Origin of the sequence: Mycobacterium gordonae (assembly GCF_001417955.2) — a bacterium.
GTDB lineage: Bacteria > Actinomycetota > Actinomycetes > Mycobacteriales > Mycobacteriaceae > Mycobacterium > Mycobacterium gordonae_B.
Window position 1 is genome coordinate 18317 of the sequence record NZ_LKTM01000339.1, and the last position, 15857, is coordinate 34173.

At 66.8% G+C, this 15857-nt stretch carries 14 protein-coding genes; 4 read left to right on the forward strand and 10 right to left on the reverse strand.

All coding sequences use genetic code 11. The features are described from left to right. Positions 1–278 precede the first annotated feature (278 nt). On the forward strand, positions 279–1835 hold the full coding sequence (locus AO501_RS23520; protein WP_231752595.1) for a molybdopterin-dependent oxidoreductase: 1557 nt from the start codon (positions 279–281) through the stop codon (positions 1833–1835). Positions 1836–1842: 7 nt separating this feature from the next. Here the strand turns inward: AO501_RS23520 and AO501_RS23525 are convergent, their stop codons facing one another. Continuing rightward, positions 1843–2259 carry a hypothetical protein gene (locus AO501_RS23525; protein WP_055579990.1) on the reverse strand — a complete coding sequence of 139 codons (417 nt, stop codon included), beginning with the start codon at positions 2257–2259 and terminating at the stop codon, positions 1843–1845. A 125-nt stretch (positions 2260–2384) separates the two neighbouring features. Beyond that, positions 2385–2945: a hypothetical protein gene (locus AO501_RS23530; protein WP_055579991.1), complete on the reverse strand. Its 561-nt coding sequence runs from the start codon at positions 2943–2945 to the stop codon at positions 2385–2387. Positions 2946–3148: 203 nt separating this feature from the next. On the opposite strand from AO501_RS23530, the gene AO501_RS23535 reads away from it, so the two are divergent. Both AO501_RS23535 and AO501_RS23540 read left to right on the forward strand, forming a co-directional pair. Next, complete coding sequence (locus tag AO501_RS23535; RefSeq protein WP_055579992.1) at positions 3149–5026, forward strand: DUF4407 domain-containing protein; 1878 nt, start codon at positions 3149–3151, stop codon at positions 5024–5026. Positions 5027–5169: 143 nt separating this feature from the next. Next, positions 5170–5616, forward strand: a complete 447-nt coding sequence (locus AO501_RS23540; RefSeq protein WP_055579993.1) for a DUF6941 family protein — start codon at positions 5170–5172, stop codon at positions 5614–5616. A gap of 30 nt (positions 5617–5646) precedes the next feature. Here the strand turns inward: AO501_RS23540 and AO501_RS23545 are convergent, their stop codons facing one another. From AO501_RS23545 to AO501_RS23555, 3 genes are all read right to left on the reverse strand, one after another. Next, positions 5647–6861 (reverse strand): cytochrome P450, encoded by a 1215-nt coding sequence (locus tag AO501_RS23545; RefSeq protein WP_055579994.1) that lies wholly within the window; start codon positions 6859–6861, stop codon positions 5647–5649. A 161-nt stretch (positions 6862–7022) separates the two neighbouring features. Then, positions 7023–7841, reverse strand: a complete 819-nt coding sequence (locus tag AO501_RS23550; protein ID WP_055579995.1) for a DAPG hydrolase family protein — start codon at positions 7839–7841, stop codon at positions 7023–7025. Continuing rightward, complete coding sequence (locus AO501_RS23555; protein WP_055579996.1) at positions 7841–9181, reverse strand: FAD-binding oxidoreductase; 1341 nt, start codon at positions 9179–9181, stop codon at positions 7841–7843. The genes AO501_RS23550 and AO501_RS23555 overlap by 1 nt, the downstream gene beginning before the upstream one ends. A 66-nt stretch (positions 9182–9247) precedes the next feature. On the opposite strand from AO501_RS23555, the gene AO501_RS23560 reads away from it, so the two are divergent. Beyond that, positions 9248–9994 carry an IclR family transcriptional regulator gene (locus AO501_RS23560; protein ID WP_055579997.1) on the forward strand — a complete coding sequence of 249 codons (747 nt, stop codon included), beginning with the start codon at positions 9248–9250 and terminating at the stop codon, positions 9992–9994. A gap of 59 nt (positions 9995–10053) precedes the next feature. On the opposite strand, the gene AO501_RS23565 is transcribed toward AO501_RS23560, so the two are convergent. The 5 genes from AO501_RS23565 to AO501_RS23585 form a co-directional block, all read right to left on the reverse strand. Continuing rightward, the gene (locus AO501_RS23565; RefSeq protein ID WP_055579998.1) at positions 10054–10344 is read right to left on the reverse strand and encodes an ANTAR domain-containing protein; all 291 of its coding nucleotides are present in this window, start codon (positions 10342–10344) and stop codon (positions 10054–10056) included. A gap of 167 nt (positions 10345–10511) precedes the next feature. After that, entirely contained in the window at positions 10512–11876 is a 1365-nt protein-coding gene (locus AO501_RS23570) for a wax ester/triacylglycerol synthase domain-containing protein (RefSeq protein WP_055579999.1), read from the reverse strand. 111 nt (positions 11877–11987) lie between these two features. Continuing rightward, complete coding sequence (locus AO501_RS23575; RefSeq protein ID WP_055580000.1) at positions 11988–13265, reverse strand: D-arabinono-1,4-lactone oxidase; 1278 nt, start codon at positions 13263–13265, stop codon at positions 11988–11990. Between the two features lie 2 nt (positions 13266–13267). Then, positions 13268–14473, reverse strand: a complete 1206-nt coding sequence (locus AO501_RS23580; protein WP_055580001.1) for a M28 family metallopeptidase — start codon at positions 14471–14473, stop codon at positions 13268–13270. A gap of 19 nt (positions 14474–14492) precedes the next feature. Then, positions 14493–15731 carry an amino acid deaminase/aldolase gene (locus tag AO501_RS23585; protein ID WP_055580002.1) on the reverse strand — a complete coding sequence of 413 codons (1239 nt, stop codon included), beginning with the start codon at positions 15729–15731 and terminating at the stop codon, positions 14493–14495. Positions 15732–15857 lie beyond the last annotated feature (126 nt).

Sequence of the window (15857 nt, forward strand, 5' to 3'; positions counted from 1 at the left end):
AGTTTGTCATTGTTTCTAATTTATACAGTCCGCATAGTGTAAATTTGCTCAGCGTGAGTAGATCCATTGACGCGGGGGCGGGCTCCCGTACGGGAGGGTCGGACGGACAGTTGGGTGTGGACTACGCGAGCGAGGTGCACGCCGCCGAGGACGTGATCGACGTCGAGTCGTACGGCGGCGGGTTCGACCTCACGCGGCGTGCCACGGCCCCGCGCCTGCGTGTCGGTCGCGACAAGTGGTTCAACCTGCTGTGGCTGATCCCGATCGGATTCGTGCTGATGCTGGCCGGCGTCGCGATCGGCAAAGGACTGCACAACATGCCGGCGGTGCAGTCGTTCATCGAGCGCTATCCCGGCACCGAGGAACACTCCGGTGTGGTGGGACGGCCCGCGTGGATCGGCTGGACCCACTTCTTCAATCTTTTCATGATGACGTTCATCGTCCGTTCCGGAATCCAGATCCTGTGCGATCACCCACGGCTTTACTTCAGCCGCAACGCCACGCCCGGCAAAGACGAGTGGTTGCGCGTCGGACCGCCCGTCCCGGACGACCCGTTATGGACGGCCAACTCCGACACCGTGGCTCTCCCAGCGCAATTCGGGCTGCCGGGATTCCGCCACTCCATCGGGCTGGCGCGCTGGTGGCACCTCGGTGTCGACGTGTTGTGGTTGGTCAACGGCGCGGTCTTCTACGTATTGCTATTCGCCACGGGGCAGTGGCGGCACCTGGTTCCGACGAGCTGGGACGTCTTCCCCAACGCCGCGTCGGTGGCCATTCAGTACGCGTCACTGCACTGGCCCACCGACAACGGCTGGGTCGCATACAACGGGCTGCAGTTGCTGGCCTACTTCACGACCGTGTTCGTCGCGGCCCCGGCCGCGGTGATCACCGGACTCGGCATGTCACCGGCGCTGTCCCAGCGGGTGCACTGGCTCAGCAAGCGATTGAGCATCCAGCACGCCCGGTCGCTGCACTTCCTGGTGCTGGTGTACTTCCTGTTCTTCGTCCTCACCCATGTCACGATGGTTTTCGCCACCGAGGCCCTGCGCAACCTCAACCACATGTTCGCGGCGCGTGACGACACCGGGTGGGCCGGCTTTGCTGTCTTCTGCGTCGCAATGGTGATCGTGGCGATCGGATGGGTCGCCGCCACTCCGTTCACCATTCGCCACCCGCGCGTGGTGCAGCGGGTAGGATATGCGCTGGTCGGTCCTTTCCAGCGGGCGCTGGAACGCCTGAATCCCAAGCCCGGGGCTTTCACCGAAAAGGACATCTCGCCGTACCACTGGCGCAACGGCCGGTTGCCGGAGACCGTCGAGTACAAGGAGCTGGAGAAGAACGACTTCGCCGACTGGCGGCTGCGGGTCTACGGGCTGGTCGAGAACCCGACGGCGTTTTCGCTCGATGACCTGCGCGCACTGCCGTACCACGACCAGATCACCCAACACTTCTGCATTCAGGCCTGGTCAGGGGTGGCCAAATGGGGTGGTGTGTCGATGCGGACCATCATGGAGATCGTCAAGCCGCTGCCGGAAGCGAAGTGGGTCGTCTTCTATTCGATGGGCCTTGGCGCGACGGGAGGCATCTATTACAACGCGCATCCGATCGAGCAGATGACGCACCACATGAGCATGCTCGCCTACGACATGAACGGCGAGCCGCTCCCCTACCTGCATGGCAGACCGCTGCGGCTGCGCAACGAGTTGCAACACGGATTCAAGCAGGTCAAGTGGATCAAGGGTATCGAGTTCGTCGCGCACTACTCCGAAATCGGCAGTGGCTACGGGGGTTACAGCGAAGATCACAAGTTCTTCGGCCGGCACCAGACGCTGTAGCGACCTGTCAGGTCGGGCACACCTGGTCGACCCACGACTTCACGATCTGGTTGTTCTTGGTGTAGTCCGGGTCGTCGAAGTGGGCGCCACCGGTGCTCACGAAGTGTTCGATCGCGGATTTGACCGAGGACGGCGGGTTGTAGCGCTCGAGGGTGTCGGCTGCTTTGCGGGCGGCGTCCTTGTCCGACGCGGTCAGCAGATCCAGGTTGGCCCCGGTGACGTCAACGCACTGGCTGGAGTCCAGGGTGCTGACCGGTGCCGACTCGGTGGTGGTGGCTTCGCTCGACGACGACGCCGCCGGCGACGTCGACTTGCCGGGGCTGCTGGCGCCTGAGGAGTGCACCACCGTGGTCTTGCCCGATGAGCAACCCGTCAGCACCGTCGCCGCAATCGCTACGGCCGCGATCCACCACCGCTTTCCCATCAAATCCTCCTGGCTGGGTACGCCAACCGCTCCCGACGGCGGTTGCACCGCCGTAGGGTAGCGCACCGGCTGTGGCTCAGGTCACTTTCGAGCTGCCTGGACGCGGGAGATTTGCGGGGGCGCGGTTAACTGCCCCAGGCGGCGGCCACCTGCGTCGCTACGTCGATGACCTGAGCCGACTGGGACTGCGGCGAGTCGATTTCTTCGCGGACGTACTGGGCGATGAATCGCCGGATCTCCCCGTCGACCCCGGCGAGGATGCGCAGCACTTCGCCGCGGATGGACTTGGACGAGACATTGACCGTGATGTCCGACGGCCGCGGCTTGGAGACGTCCACGATGAGCAGCAGCGGCTCGGCCGCCCGGGCCGTGGCGCGCAGCGCGATGTCGCCGGTCACCTTGAATCGCTGCTTATCCAGCCGCAGATCCAGCAGCAGGTCGATGGACAGCGGGATGTGAATGACAAAGGTGATGAGGTCACCGAGCTTGCGCGTGACCCGCGGCTCCTGGATCTTGACGTTCGCGCTGACCTTGGCGATTCCGCCGGGACCCTGGGCGATCGGCTCCATGGCAAACTCACTGCCGGCGATGTCACTCAGGGCGGCGGCGACCCGGTCCGGCGTTACGGCGACCTCGAAAAATTTGCGGCCGAACTCTTCGTAGCTGAGGAAGTCGTGGTTTTCCATAAGATTTATACCGTCTCATGCCGCCCGGCCGATGGGCCGCTGATCCGATCGAGTCGCCGAAAATTCGGCCTGGCTCGGGCATAGCTGTTGTGATCTGCGTCACCGCGGAGCCGGCTGTGAAGAACGCCACAAGCGGGCGCTTCGATTCGGTGTGTCGGCCGGCGGCCTGCCACGCTTGACGTAACTGGAGGTGTTTGGATCCTATGCGCGCGCAAGAAATCTCGGAGCAGCGCTCGGCCGTCACGCGGATCGAGGCGCTGCTGACCTGGCTCGGCGGCGGACACGCACGCGAGCTCGCGGAACGGCACGAGCGCTCCACGCACGCCGTCGCCGGAGCGGTCGTGGTGCTCGGCGCCCTGCTGGCCTGGCTGGTCGCTGCCCTGGCCGTCAGACCGGCGGTCGCCTCGGCCCCGGTGTGGGCAGTGGTGACGGCGACGCTCGTGTTCGGCCTGCTGGTCGGGGCGGTCACCCGCGCCATCGCCGGTGTTCCGGCCCGCGGCCGGTCCGGGATCGCGGGGCGGGCCGCCGTCGCGGTCGCCCTCGGAGTGGTCGTCGGCGAGCTCGCCGCACTCGTGCTTTTCTCCGGTTCGGTCGACCGCCGCCTCGATGAGCGGGCGGTGCGTACGGCGGATTCGGCACCGCCGGTGGCGCAGGCCTCGGCATCCCTGCAGCAGGCGCGTGCGGCCCGGAGCGCGCTGGACGGCGCCGTCGACCAGGCCCGCGGGCAACTGGACAACGCCCTGGTGATCGCCCGCTGCGAATACAACCCGACACCGGCCTGCCCGCAAACGCGGATCACCGGCGTTCCGGGCCGTGGTCCCGAGAGCCGGACGGCGAACGAGCTTCTCGGCGACGCACAGCGCGAGCTGGACGGCGCGCTGGCCGCACGCGACCGGCAGGCGCCCGCACTGGACGCCACCGTTTCCCGCGACGAACAGGCACTGGCCGAAGCGCGACAGGCCGTGGTGGCCGACGGCGGCCGTGGCCTGGGTGCGCGGTGGGTCGCGATGAACGACCTGACCCTGGCCGCCGCCGGTGCCCTGGTGCTGCGCATTCTGACGATCGCGTTCTTCACGTTGTTGTATCTGCTGCCGCTGATCCTGCGGATGTGGCGGGGCGAGACCACCCACGATCGCCATGCCACCGCGCGTGCAGAACAGGAACGTGCCGAGCTCGAGGCCGATACCGCGATCGCGATCAAGCGGGCGGAGGTCCGCCGAGCGGCCGAAATCATGTGGGCCGAGCATCAACTCACCCAGACTCGCCTTGCCATCGAGGCACAGGCCGAGATCGATCGGGAACACCACCGCCGCCGAGTCGTCGAGGCGCTCGACGCCCCGGTGCACGCGTCGTCGGAACGTACGTTCGAGCCAGTGGAGGAAGACATGTACCTGCCGATCGCAGCCGAAGCTGAGGCCGCAAGCCGGGCGGTGGCCGAGTTGCCCGCCGCGGAACGGGACGTGCGGCCACCTGTCACCGCGAACCTGCCGGCGCCCGCCGAACCCGTGGTGGCTGCCGTCGAGCACTACGAGGAACCGGCCGCCGAGGTCAACGACGAGCACCGCGCCCCGCTGATTCCGTCGATCCCGGACGCCACCAAGGCCGCGGCCCGTTGGATCCGCCCGCTGGTGCCGCCGTTCGTGGCGCGGGTCATCGACAACACCACGCAGCCGCTGCGGTCCGCCCGGCAGGTGTTCGAGGAGGTCGAAGAGATTGCCTTCTCGCTCAAGCGGACCCGCAAAGTGACGATGAACACCGAGACCTCCGAGGGGGCCGGCCCGCAGCAACCGCCGCAGCCGCAGTCCCCGCTGCAGGGCCCGGACCCGGCTGCCACCGGTCCCGGCGTCCAGCGGATCGATTCGTCGCGCGGCCAGGCGGCTCAGCCCAACTACCGCGACTATGGCCAGCTGGGCGGCGTTGCAGAACCGGCGCTGAGTGAATTGAGTCAGGCGCCGGCAGACCTGGCCCGGTTAGCGGTCGGGGCGTCGGGCGCAGAGGCCCGGCGGGAACTGGTCGAGCGTCAGGGGCCGCGCGAGTTGCGTGGGCCCGAGGGTCCGCGCCAACTGCCGCCGGCTCCATAGGGCGGCATAGCGGCAAACGGGGCGAGTCGGTCGCGGCGTAGTATCTTTCGGGGTCGGCAGCGACGGGTAATTGCATACGGATTGGGAACAGGACGTGGATCTATGGATCTCGTGACGGCGGCAATCGTAAGGCAGCAACTCGCATGAAAGTCAGCCTCTTTCTGGCGGACGCGGCGCAGGCCGATGTTCAATCGGGCAAGGTCCACACCCTCGGGCTGGGCTGGCGTCAGTGTCAAACACCCACGCCCCCATTCGCATTGGTGATGTTTCTGGACATCGACTGGGACGAGACGAACAAACAGCACAAGCTCACCTGCCAGTTGCTGGACACTGACGGCCAACCGGTGGTGGTGCAGGGGCCACAGGGGCCGCAGCGCATCCTGTTCGAGGCGGCCGCCGAGGCGGGCCGCCTGCCGGGTGCGATTCACGGCACCGCGGTCCGGATGCCGCTGACCCTGAACATTCCGGGCGGAATCCCCTTGGAACCGGGCATCTATGAATGGCGGGTCGAGGTCGACGGCTTCGAGCAGGCCACCGCCGTCGAGGCTTTCATCGTGTCCCCGGGCGGCATAGCGCCGACGCCGGCCTGATCCCGCAGGCCTAATCGCCTGCGCCTCAGGCTATTTGATCACCAATTCCAGGTGTTCCAGGCGTCGTACCAGCAAGCTGGGTAACCACGGCCCAACGTCGGCCGCCTCGATCCAGGTGGTGCGGTCCAGCAATAACCGCAGCGTGAGCTGCGCTTCCAGCCGTGCGAGTGCGGCGCCGACGCAAAAGTGCACTCCCCTGCCGAAGCTGAGGTGTCCCCTCGACCCCGAGCGGTCGAGCCGGAACTGTGCGGGGTCTTCGAAGTGCGCGGGATCGCGGTTGGCGGCGCCCCACATCAGCAGCAGGTGTGAATCGGCAGGCAGATCTACCCCGGCCAGGCTGGTGTCGGTGCGCACGTGCCGGTAATGGCCGCGAAACGGCGGTTCGTAGCGCAGCGTCTCTTCGATGAAAGGGGTGAGCAGAGCCGGGTTTTCGCGCAACCGCCGTTGAACGTCGGGGCGGGTCGCCAGGATCCACGCCGCGCTGCCCAGCAGCGACGCGGTGGACTCTCCGCCCGCGGCGAACAGGGTCACCATCATGACCTGTGCCGCGATCGTGTCGATCTCCCCCGAGGCGCAGGCCGCCGAAAGCTCACCGAGCAGGTTCGCCTGCGGCTCGGCCACCGCCCGGCGGAAACAGTCGGTGATGTAGCCGTTGAGTTCCAGCAGCGCGACGCCGGCCGCATCGAGCTGCTCGCGACTCACCAATCCTTCGAGCAGCTGAGTGGCGGCGTAACCCCACTGCACCAGCTGGGCGATGTCCGCGTCGGGAACGCCGATGAGCTCGGCCACCACCATCATCGGCAGTCGGTTGGCCACGGCTTCCATCCATTCGATTCGGCCGTCCCGCAGGCCCTGGCGCCACAGCCGATCCGCGGCGGCCGCGGTGAACTGCTCGGTGCCCCGGATGCGCTTGGCGGCCAGATGCCGAACCAGCAACTTGCGATGCACCGCATGGACCGGGTCGTCGGCGGTCGCCAGCACCTGCGTGGGCCCGCCGAGGGCATCCATGGTGAACGCCTGAACTCTGCCCTCGGGCGTGTACGTCATGGTGGCGGTCAGATTCGAGGAGAAATCCTGGGTCCGGGTGATGGCCTCGTTGACGGCATCCCACCCGCACACCACGTAAAAGGCCGAGTCGGCAACCCGATGGACCGGTCCGGCGCTGCGCATGCGCTCGTAGAGCGGGTAGGGATCCTGGATCGACCCGGCATCGAACAGGTCGACGGAGTCGTGGACGGCGATCATGGTGTCCAGCGTGCTGAGTCGATACCCGCAGGTCAATGGCACCGGGTGAAGTCGAAATCCGTTGCTGTGCGGGCGCCGCGCGAGTCGTCTCACCGGGGCGCCGGGACCTGCTGATTCGGTGAGAGGGATGACGGTATCCGTCTCACGCGTGAGAAAATCAGCTATTCGTTGCCGAAGCTGTCGTAGAGCTCGGGCAGAAAACCGGCCAGGTGGTTCATCTCCTGGGCGCAATGCACCAGCAGGTTGCGCCCGCTGGTTTCGGCGTTGCCGAGTATGCGGGAGGCGATGGGCCGCACCGCCTTCGACGCCACACCGGGGGCGTTGCGCACCGCGATGTGCGGCCCACCCATCCAGAACCGGGACCGCATCTCCGATCCGTCCCGCGTCGTGCGGATGTGGTGAATGAACCAGCCGACATCCACCGGCGCGTCCGCGGAACCCAGTCGCGCACAGACGGCTACCGCGTCTTCGCTGTCGGCAGGCAGGCCCATCGCCGTCGGCTCGACGAATTGTATTGCGCCGCTGAGCATTGACGATCCGATGTATTCGTTGATCAGTGACCAGCGCCCGATGTAGCGCTGTGCGCCCCGGCGGCCGGCCGCATCGTTCTGGTCACCGTCCTTCCACGCGGCCGACAAATGCGCTCTGGGGTGCCACAACTTGTAACGGCGGCTGTCGCATCCGTGCCAACCGAACCACCACGACCACATCGCCGGCGTGACACCGGGCATGTCGGTGCGCACCGACACCTGATAGCTGCCGTCTTCGAGAACTCCGTAACCGTTCTCGGTCTGCTGGTAGCCGTCGTCAGCCACGCTGGCGGCGTCGTCGCGCGCCAGCAGCGCCATCCCTCCTTGCGGCCCGTGCTGCAACGCCTCCACGACATGCGCTGGCAACGGGGCCATTTCGGGTTTGAAGAACTTGCCGAACGGAGTGTCCGCGTCGTCGCCCCGGTAGCCGAGGTAGAGGTCACCGGTCATCAGAGTCGTCCCATCCAGCTGTTGAACAAACCATCGGGGTCATAGGTCGCGCGAGCTTTGTCCAGCCTGGCCATGGCTTCGTCGGTGGCGAAACGGGCAGGGCGCTGTCCCAGATTCTCGTCGGCCAGCTGAATTCCGGTTGCCAGGTGTGACATCGCGGCCATGTTGGATTGAGCCCAATCGGCGTACTTCGCGTCGTCGGCGGGGTCCTTCCAGGAGCCGTAGAGCGCGAGGTAGATCTCGTCCTCGACGCTGTAGGCCATGTCCTGGCGGGCCGGCGACGGCCCCCAGTTCAGCCACAGGAAGTGCGACGGGGACGGTGGCAGCGTGTCGACGATATTGCGGATGCCGGGCAGCAGCTCCTCGGCGGACGCCGACGTCCACATGTTGTCCGCGGTGTAACGGTGGTCCTCCAGGTAGTGCGTCATCACGACGTCGTACCAGGTAGGCAGATCCGTCGGCATGTAAGGATTCTTGACGAGCGCCCGGTCGACGACCGGACATGTGTCGAACACCGCCAGGGCCTTTTTGGCCTCCTCCTCGGAGTCGGCGAACGCCGGTGATGCCATCACGATGGCCGGAATGTCGAGCCCCATCTCGGGAACGCTGGCCGTCGCGATGATCTGCATCTCGACGCGACGGTCCACGTCGGCGCTGACGTTGCGCGCCCAGGTGTACACCTCGTCGGCGAGATCGAGCGGGTAGACATACACGCTGGTGCCACAGACCGCCGGGCGCGGATACACCTTCAGGTAAAAGGAGGTGACGACGCCGAAGAAGCCCGGGCCGGCGCCGCGTGCGGCCCAGTACAGTTCGGGATGGTTCTCTGCGTCGCAATGGATCTGCTCGCCCTCGGCGGTGATGACGTCGAGTGCGGTGACACTCTCGCAGGCCGGCCCGTAGACCCGGCTGTTCCAGCCGTACCCGCCCTGCAGGAGGTATCCGCCGAGGCAGACACCCTTGCAGTGGCCACCGGGGAAGAAGAGGTTCTGTGCCTGCAGGTCGGCCATCAGCAGGCTGCCGCCCTTGCCGGGCCCGGCGACGGCGGTCATGTTGTCGGCATCGATCGAGGCGTGGTCGAGGCGGCTGACGTCCAGCAACAGGGCGCCATCGCGCAGGTGGCTGGCCGCGAAGCTGTGCCCGCCGGACTTGATGCTGACCTTGTGTCCGTGGGCCTTGGCGTAGGCGAGCGCGGCTTTGATGTCGTCGGTGTCGGCGGCCTGCACGATCACGTCGGGATAGCGGTCGGGCACCCGCTGATGCCAGACGCTGTCGCGCCGGGCGGGCTCGTAGCCGTCATCGCCACGGAAGTAGTGTCGCCCGGCAGGTAGCGCGCTCATCTGGAACTCCTTTGATCCCTATTTCGGTTCTTCACAGTCCGCTATGCGGCACACTATAGTGGAAGTGTGGGGCAAACGGAACGGACTTCGACGACCAATCGTGACGAGGGAATTCAGGTGCTGCGCCGTGCCGCTGCCGCCCTGGACGAAATAGCCGCCGAGCCCGGACATCTGCGGCTGGTCGATCTCGGTGAGCGCCTGGGACTGGCCAAGTCGACCGTCCGGCGGCTGCTGGTCGGTCTGGTCGAGGTCGGTCTGGTCAGCGTCGACTCGAACGGCCGCTTCTCCCTGGGGGATCGGTTACTCGGCTTCGGCAGCGCCACCGGCGCGCACATAGCCGCCATTTTCCGGCCGACCATCGAGCGGGTGGCCACGGCCACCGACGGTGAAACGGTGGACCTTTCCGTGCTGCGGGGGCAGCGAATGTGGTTCGTCGACCAGATCGAATCGTCGCATCGGCTACGGGCGGTTTCGGCGGTCGGGGTCCGCTTCCCGCTGGCCGGCACCGCCAACGGAAAAGCGGCACTTGCCGCCCTCGACGACGCCGACGCGGAGGCGGCGTTATCCCGGATGCCGCAGGAGGCGGCCGCCGCGCTGAGGTCCGAAATCGCCGAAATCCGTTCCACTGGAATCGCTTTCGACCGTGATGAGCATACCTCCGGCATCTCGGCAGCCGCTATCGCGCGGCGATCGGTGGGAGACAACGTGATTGCCATCTCGGTGCCCACCCCGACCGAGCGTTTCGCGGAAAAGCAGGACCAGATCGTCGCCGCACTGCGCGCGGCGGCCGAATCCACGGCGTGGACGCGCTGAGCTGAACCCCGAAGAAGCCGCGGTACTTCCCTTTACCGCGGCCTTGGGGTGTCAAGGATTCAGCAGGAGCACACGGCGGCACCGGCGAACAGGTCGCCCCATTCATGCCGCGCCGCTGACTGCGCTTCGATGAAACTGGGGGTCTCCTCCCCCTCCCCGGCCAGGTGCACCAGCGCCCAGGCCATCTCGTACACCGGGACCCGGTGACGTCGTGCGGCGCTGTGCAACTCGTCGAAGGCCGTGCCCGAGCGGCACCGGCGCACGCCGATCAGAATCCCGCGGGCGGTGTCCAGCAGGCGACCCGAGTTCGAATCGGAGGGGATCTGGGTAGGAGCCCCGCTTGCCGTCATACCTTTCTACCTCCTACCGATACATCCACCGGCGAAACTCTTGCAGGTGAAGACATCTCGCCAGAGGCGCGCCAAAATCGGCGCACCGTGCCATGATTTGCGGCTCTGAGCGATTGCGCCAGAGCACAACCCGTTTCGATATGCAGCTGTAAGGGTGCTGATACCGATCAGTCGGCCAGCGCCAGCACTTCTTCGAATCCGGCGACCAGCGCTTCGTGGAACACGTCGTAGTCGGGAATCGCCGCCGTGTCGACGTTGATGCCCAGTGCGCAGGTGTCCACGTAGGACAGCAGGGTGACGTTGACGGACGAGCCGATCGTCGGGCCGAATGCGTACTGACCGCGTACCGCGGCACCACCCAGGAACACCGGCACGGGAATGCCGGGCACATCGCTGGTCAAGAAGTCCACATGGCGCAGCACCGAGCCGATGTACCAGCGCGGCATCAAGTTCAGCACGCCGGCGATGAACTGGGTGTGCGGCAGCGACTTTTCGTTGCGCACCGCGCCGACGCGTTCGTGGATCAACTTGATCCGGCGCGCCGGATCGGGCTCGCCGACCGGCACATCGAACCGCATCAGAGTGATCTTGTTGCCGCCCATGTCGTCGCTCTTGGTCCGCAGGCTGATCGGCATCGTCAGATGCAGGTCACCCACGGCGACACCGTGCTTCTCGTGGTAGCGACGCAACCCGCCCGCCACTCCGGCGACGAACGCGTCGTTCAGCGCGCCATCGCAACGGTGTGCCGCCTCCCGCAGTTGCGGCCGCGACACCTCGTGGACGCTGAGACGCCGGATCAGACTGCGCTCGGTGGTCAACGGCGAACCGGTGCGGCTCAGCGGGCGCACCGTGCGGTAGACGGACGCGGCGTTGGCAGCCGCCGACCGCGCCGTGGCAACAGGGCGCCGAACACCTTCATACACCAGACGCGGTGCCCTTCTGACGGTGCCCACCAGTACCTGCCCGAGCAGAGAAGTGTTGTAGCGCAAAGTGTCCCGATACCCGTCCAACCAGGTGGACGCCGAGACCCGCGGCTCATCCGGAAGCGGTTCGTGCGGGTAGAGCTCCGCGGAGAGGTCGAACAGGTTCATCGCGATCTGCACACCGCCCACCCCGTCGGTCAGGGCGTGGTGGAACTTGCAGATCACCGCCGCGCCGCCGTCGGCCAAACCCTCGACCAACGTCGTCTCCCACAGCGCCCGGGCCCGGTCGAAGTCCTGCATCTCGGCCAGGCGCGCCATCTCGAGCACATCGTCGAGCGTGCCGGATCCGGAGACCGCCGTGCGGCGCATGTGGTAGTCGAGATCGAAGTCCGGGTCGTACTCCCACCGGGGCGGCGCCGGCGGCGGGGATTCCACCACCCGCTGCCGGAACATCGGCAGTTTTCGGCTGATCAGGTCGAAACGCTCGCGCACTTCGGCCCAGTCCGGCGTCCGGTCCAACAGCACCACGCTCACCACCGTCGACCGCAGCCGTGGATCGCTTTCCATCGCCCAGGTGAAGGCGTCGCTGTTACGCAAGAATTCAGTCATGTTCGGCTCCCGGTCGTAAACCTACGACCAGCAGCGTCCGGCGTCAGCACCATATTGGTAGCCAATGACTTTGGTCCCCACAGATGGGGCCGTTCGTCAATGCCCGCCGACTCAGTTACCGAGCACGCGCCGGGTGTAGTCGTTGCGGAAAACGCGGTTGGGGTCGAGGCGGTCGCGCACGGCGATGAATCGGTCCCAGTCCGGGTACCTCTCCCGCAAGGTTGCGGCACTCTGGTAGTGCCGCTTGCCCCAGTGCGGCCGGCCCTCGTAGGAGTCCATGATCTCCTCCACGGCGCGAAAATACGTTTCGAACTCCATGCCGCTGAACTGGTGCACCGCGATGTAACAGGTTTCCCGGCCGTGCGCGGTCGACAGGAACGCGTCGTCGGGAGCGCTGAATCGGACTTCGAGGGGATACATGATCGGCAGGTTGCGCCGGCGCACGAGGTCGATGACCCGCTGCACGGCTTCCTGCGCGTGCTCGCGGGGAATCGCGTATTCCATCTCGGTGAACTTGACGTTGCGCGCGCTGGCGTAGACCCTCCAACCGTGGTCCCGGACACTCGACGGCGACATCAGGCTCGTCAACAGCCGGTTGAGGCGCGGTGCGGCGCTGGGGAATTGGCGCCCGGTGCGGCAGATCACGTTGAGGCCGGCGTTCTCGAGGCCTTCGCCGAGCCTCTTCTTCCACGCCGGCCCCGGCCGCGGTGGTTCGTTGCTGCGCCGCGTGGTGCGGGTCAGCGCTGTCTCACCGTAGGGAAAGACGAAGAACTCGAAGTGGTCATTGCCGTCGACGTCGGCGTCGAGCCGCTCCAGCGTCGTGCTCAGCGGGCGCAACTCGTCCTCGCGGTGCAGCGTGAACAGCGGCACCACCTTGAGGGTGACCTCCGATATGACGCCGAGCGCCCCGAGCGACACCCGCGCGGCCAGATAGTCGTCGCCTTCGGACACTTCCAGCACCTCGCCGGTAGCGGTGACGATTCGGGCCGAAACAATCTGTGCCGAAACGTTTTTGAACTTGGCGCCGGTGCCGTGCGTCGCGGTGGCGGTGGCTCCGGTGATCGACTGCTTGTCGATGTCGCCCTGGTTTTCGATCCCGAACCCGTGGGCTGCCAGTTCGGCGAAGAGTGGATGCAGCTTGGCGCCGCCCTGGACCGTCGCCAGCCCGTTCGCCGTGTCGACGTTGATCACTCGCTGCAGGCCGGTCATGTCGACCATGACGCCGTCCGTGCAGGCGCAGTCGGTGAACGAGTGGCCGCTGCCCACCGCTCGCACTGGCTGACCTCGCCCAGCCGCCCGCGCCACGATGTCGGAGAGTTCTGCCTCCGAAGCGGGCCGCTCGACCAGAGCCGGCGCGCAGATTTGGTCACCGGCCCAGTTCTTCCACATATTCATCGCACCAGCTCCCGCGCTACGGATTCGGCGACCGTGACGGCGTGAATCACGGTCTCATACACCAGATTCTCTGGCGTATCGGACATTTGGTGATAGTTGGACAAGGCCTTGTGGCGGTCGATCGAGGAGAAACACGCGGTGGGGTAGCCCGCGCGGCTCATCAGCACCGCGTCGGTGCTGTTTCGGGATCGCATGCCGCGCCGCAGCGGCGCCCCCGCGCGTTCGGCCGCGCGCACCACCAGGTCACGGAACGGCCGGTAGAAGTAGTCCTCCATGACGGTGGTGCCCTCGCCCTCGAGCATGATGAGCTCGGGCGAGCCGACGGTGTCGAAGTTCAGGAAGTAGGTGCGCTCGCGGTCGAGTTCCGGCTTGTGCCGCGCCATGAAACCGTAGATGCCACCCTGCAATTGTTCCTCGGCGCCCAGGGATACCAGCAACACCCGCACGCCCGGCACCGGCCGGTCACGCAGCCGCTCGGCCAGGGCGACCAGCAGCGCGACGGCCGAAAGGTTGTCGTTGGCCCCTGGGACGATCGGGCTGCGGGCGATGTCGGTGAACGCGGCCACTCCGATGGCGCTGACCGCCGCCCCGGCAAGCATCATGGCGCGGCTCCCGCGCAGAGCCCCGACGCCGGCCAGTGCGGGGGCGAAGATCGTCGGCCACCAGTTCGGCAGCGAGGTGTCGACCCGTTCGACGATGCCCGGGAACCACGCGACCGCGTACTCCTGCAGCTTGGAGTCGAAGAACTTGCCGCTGTGCGCGGCATCGTGGTGCGCGCACACCACCAGAGTGTGCTCGCCCGCCGGGTCACCGGCTTCGGCCACCACGTTCCAGGTGGTCCGCGATTTGTGCAGGGTCTTGCGCACCACCCGTGCGCCGTTGGAGCAGTCGTCGGCGATGGCCAGTCCGGCGCCCACCCCGGCCAGCGCCGCCGGCGTGCGCAACCGACGGCTGACCAGGCCGGCTGCCGCGGCAGCGACCCCGACCGCGGACAACTTGGCGTGCAGCCGCGGGTAACCGTCGTAGAACTGCTCTTCTTCGATCCGCGCCTGCCGAGCCCCGGCGGCGCGCAACCGCTCGACGATCCAGCGGGCCGCCTGGTGTTCGCCCGGGCTGCCGGCACCCCGCTCGATGGGCGCGAGCCTCTCGACGACTTCGCGCAACGTGTCGATCTCGGTCGGGCCCGCGCTGATCGCGGTCATCGCAACTCCTGTTCGTGCATCAGAGGAACGTGCACCCCTCACCCCGGTAGGTCGGGACCGTGTCGACCACGGCAGCGCCGCGAACCAGATGCAGGCGGTCGAACCGCTCACACAGTTCGCCCGCCTTGGTGTGGCGGAAGTAGACCTTGTCGCCGATCCGCAGGGAACGAGCCGCGTCGCCGCTCAGCGGCGTCTGCACCTCACCGGTGCCCTCCATCGAATTGAGCGCGAGGCCTTCCGGCAGGTAGGGAGTGGGCATCCGGTCTTTGGCGCCGACGCCGCTGGCCAGATAGCCGCCGCCCAGCGCGGTGACCGTGTGGTCGTCGGGGCGGCGAGACACCGGCAGCGCGAAGATCGCCGCGGGCTGCAACGTGAACGACGAATAGGAATCGAACAGTGTCGGCGCGTAGAAGCCCGAACCGGCGGTTGCCTCCGTCATTGCCGGCTCCCGCGCCACCAGTTGCAGGTCGCCGGTGCCGCCGGCGTTGACGATCTCCAGGTCGGCCACCTGCCGGACCAGCTCCACCGCGCGGGCACGGCGCTCGCGCAGTTCCGCGATCGACCGCCGCTGCATGAGCCCGACGAGCGCGTTCTGCACATGCTTGCCGGACACGTGGTCGCCGAATCCGGCGATGTGACCTTCATAGGACATCAACGCGACCAGTTTGAGCGCCGGCCGGCGCGCGATCTCCTCCGCGAGGGCACGCGCCTGCTCGGGGGTGTGCAGCGGGGAGCGCTTGGGACCGATCTTGACGCGCCCGCCGGCCGGCCAGTATCCGGCGTCGAGATCCAGGCACAGCCGCACGGGCTGATTTGTCGCACTCTCGATCAGGTCGAGATGCTCGACGCTGTCGACCATGACGATCGGCGCACCGTCGGGATCCGCGGCGGTGATCTCGCCCAGCTCGCGCAGCGACGCACGGTCGGTGCTCGGATAGGCGAGCAGAAGATTGCGGAAGCCGTGGCCGGCCAGCCAGAGGGTTTCCCGCAGGGTGAAGGTCATCAGGCCATCGAAGCGCTCATTGGAGTCAAGGATCTGACGCTGTATCGGTCTGCAGCGCAATGACTTTGACGCCACCCGGATCGGCTTGCCGCCGGCGCGGGCGAGCAACTGGGCGGCGTTGCTCCACATCGCGTCGAGATCGATGAATGCAAACGGCGCATCGAGGTCGGCGAATGCCTCTTCGTAGCGCTGCAGTCGGCCCCGGGTGTCGAGCCGGACCTGCCCTTGTTGAGGTGGCTGGTGGGCGGCATTCACGCCGTCACACCTTACTGAACATTCGCCCAATTGAGGCAACCCTCGTGGAAACCGGGTCCGCAGTCTGTGCAGTTTGCCGTCCGCGACACCGGAGATTGTGCAGAATGCCCTATTGGTACTGCCGGC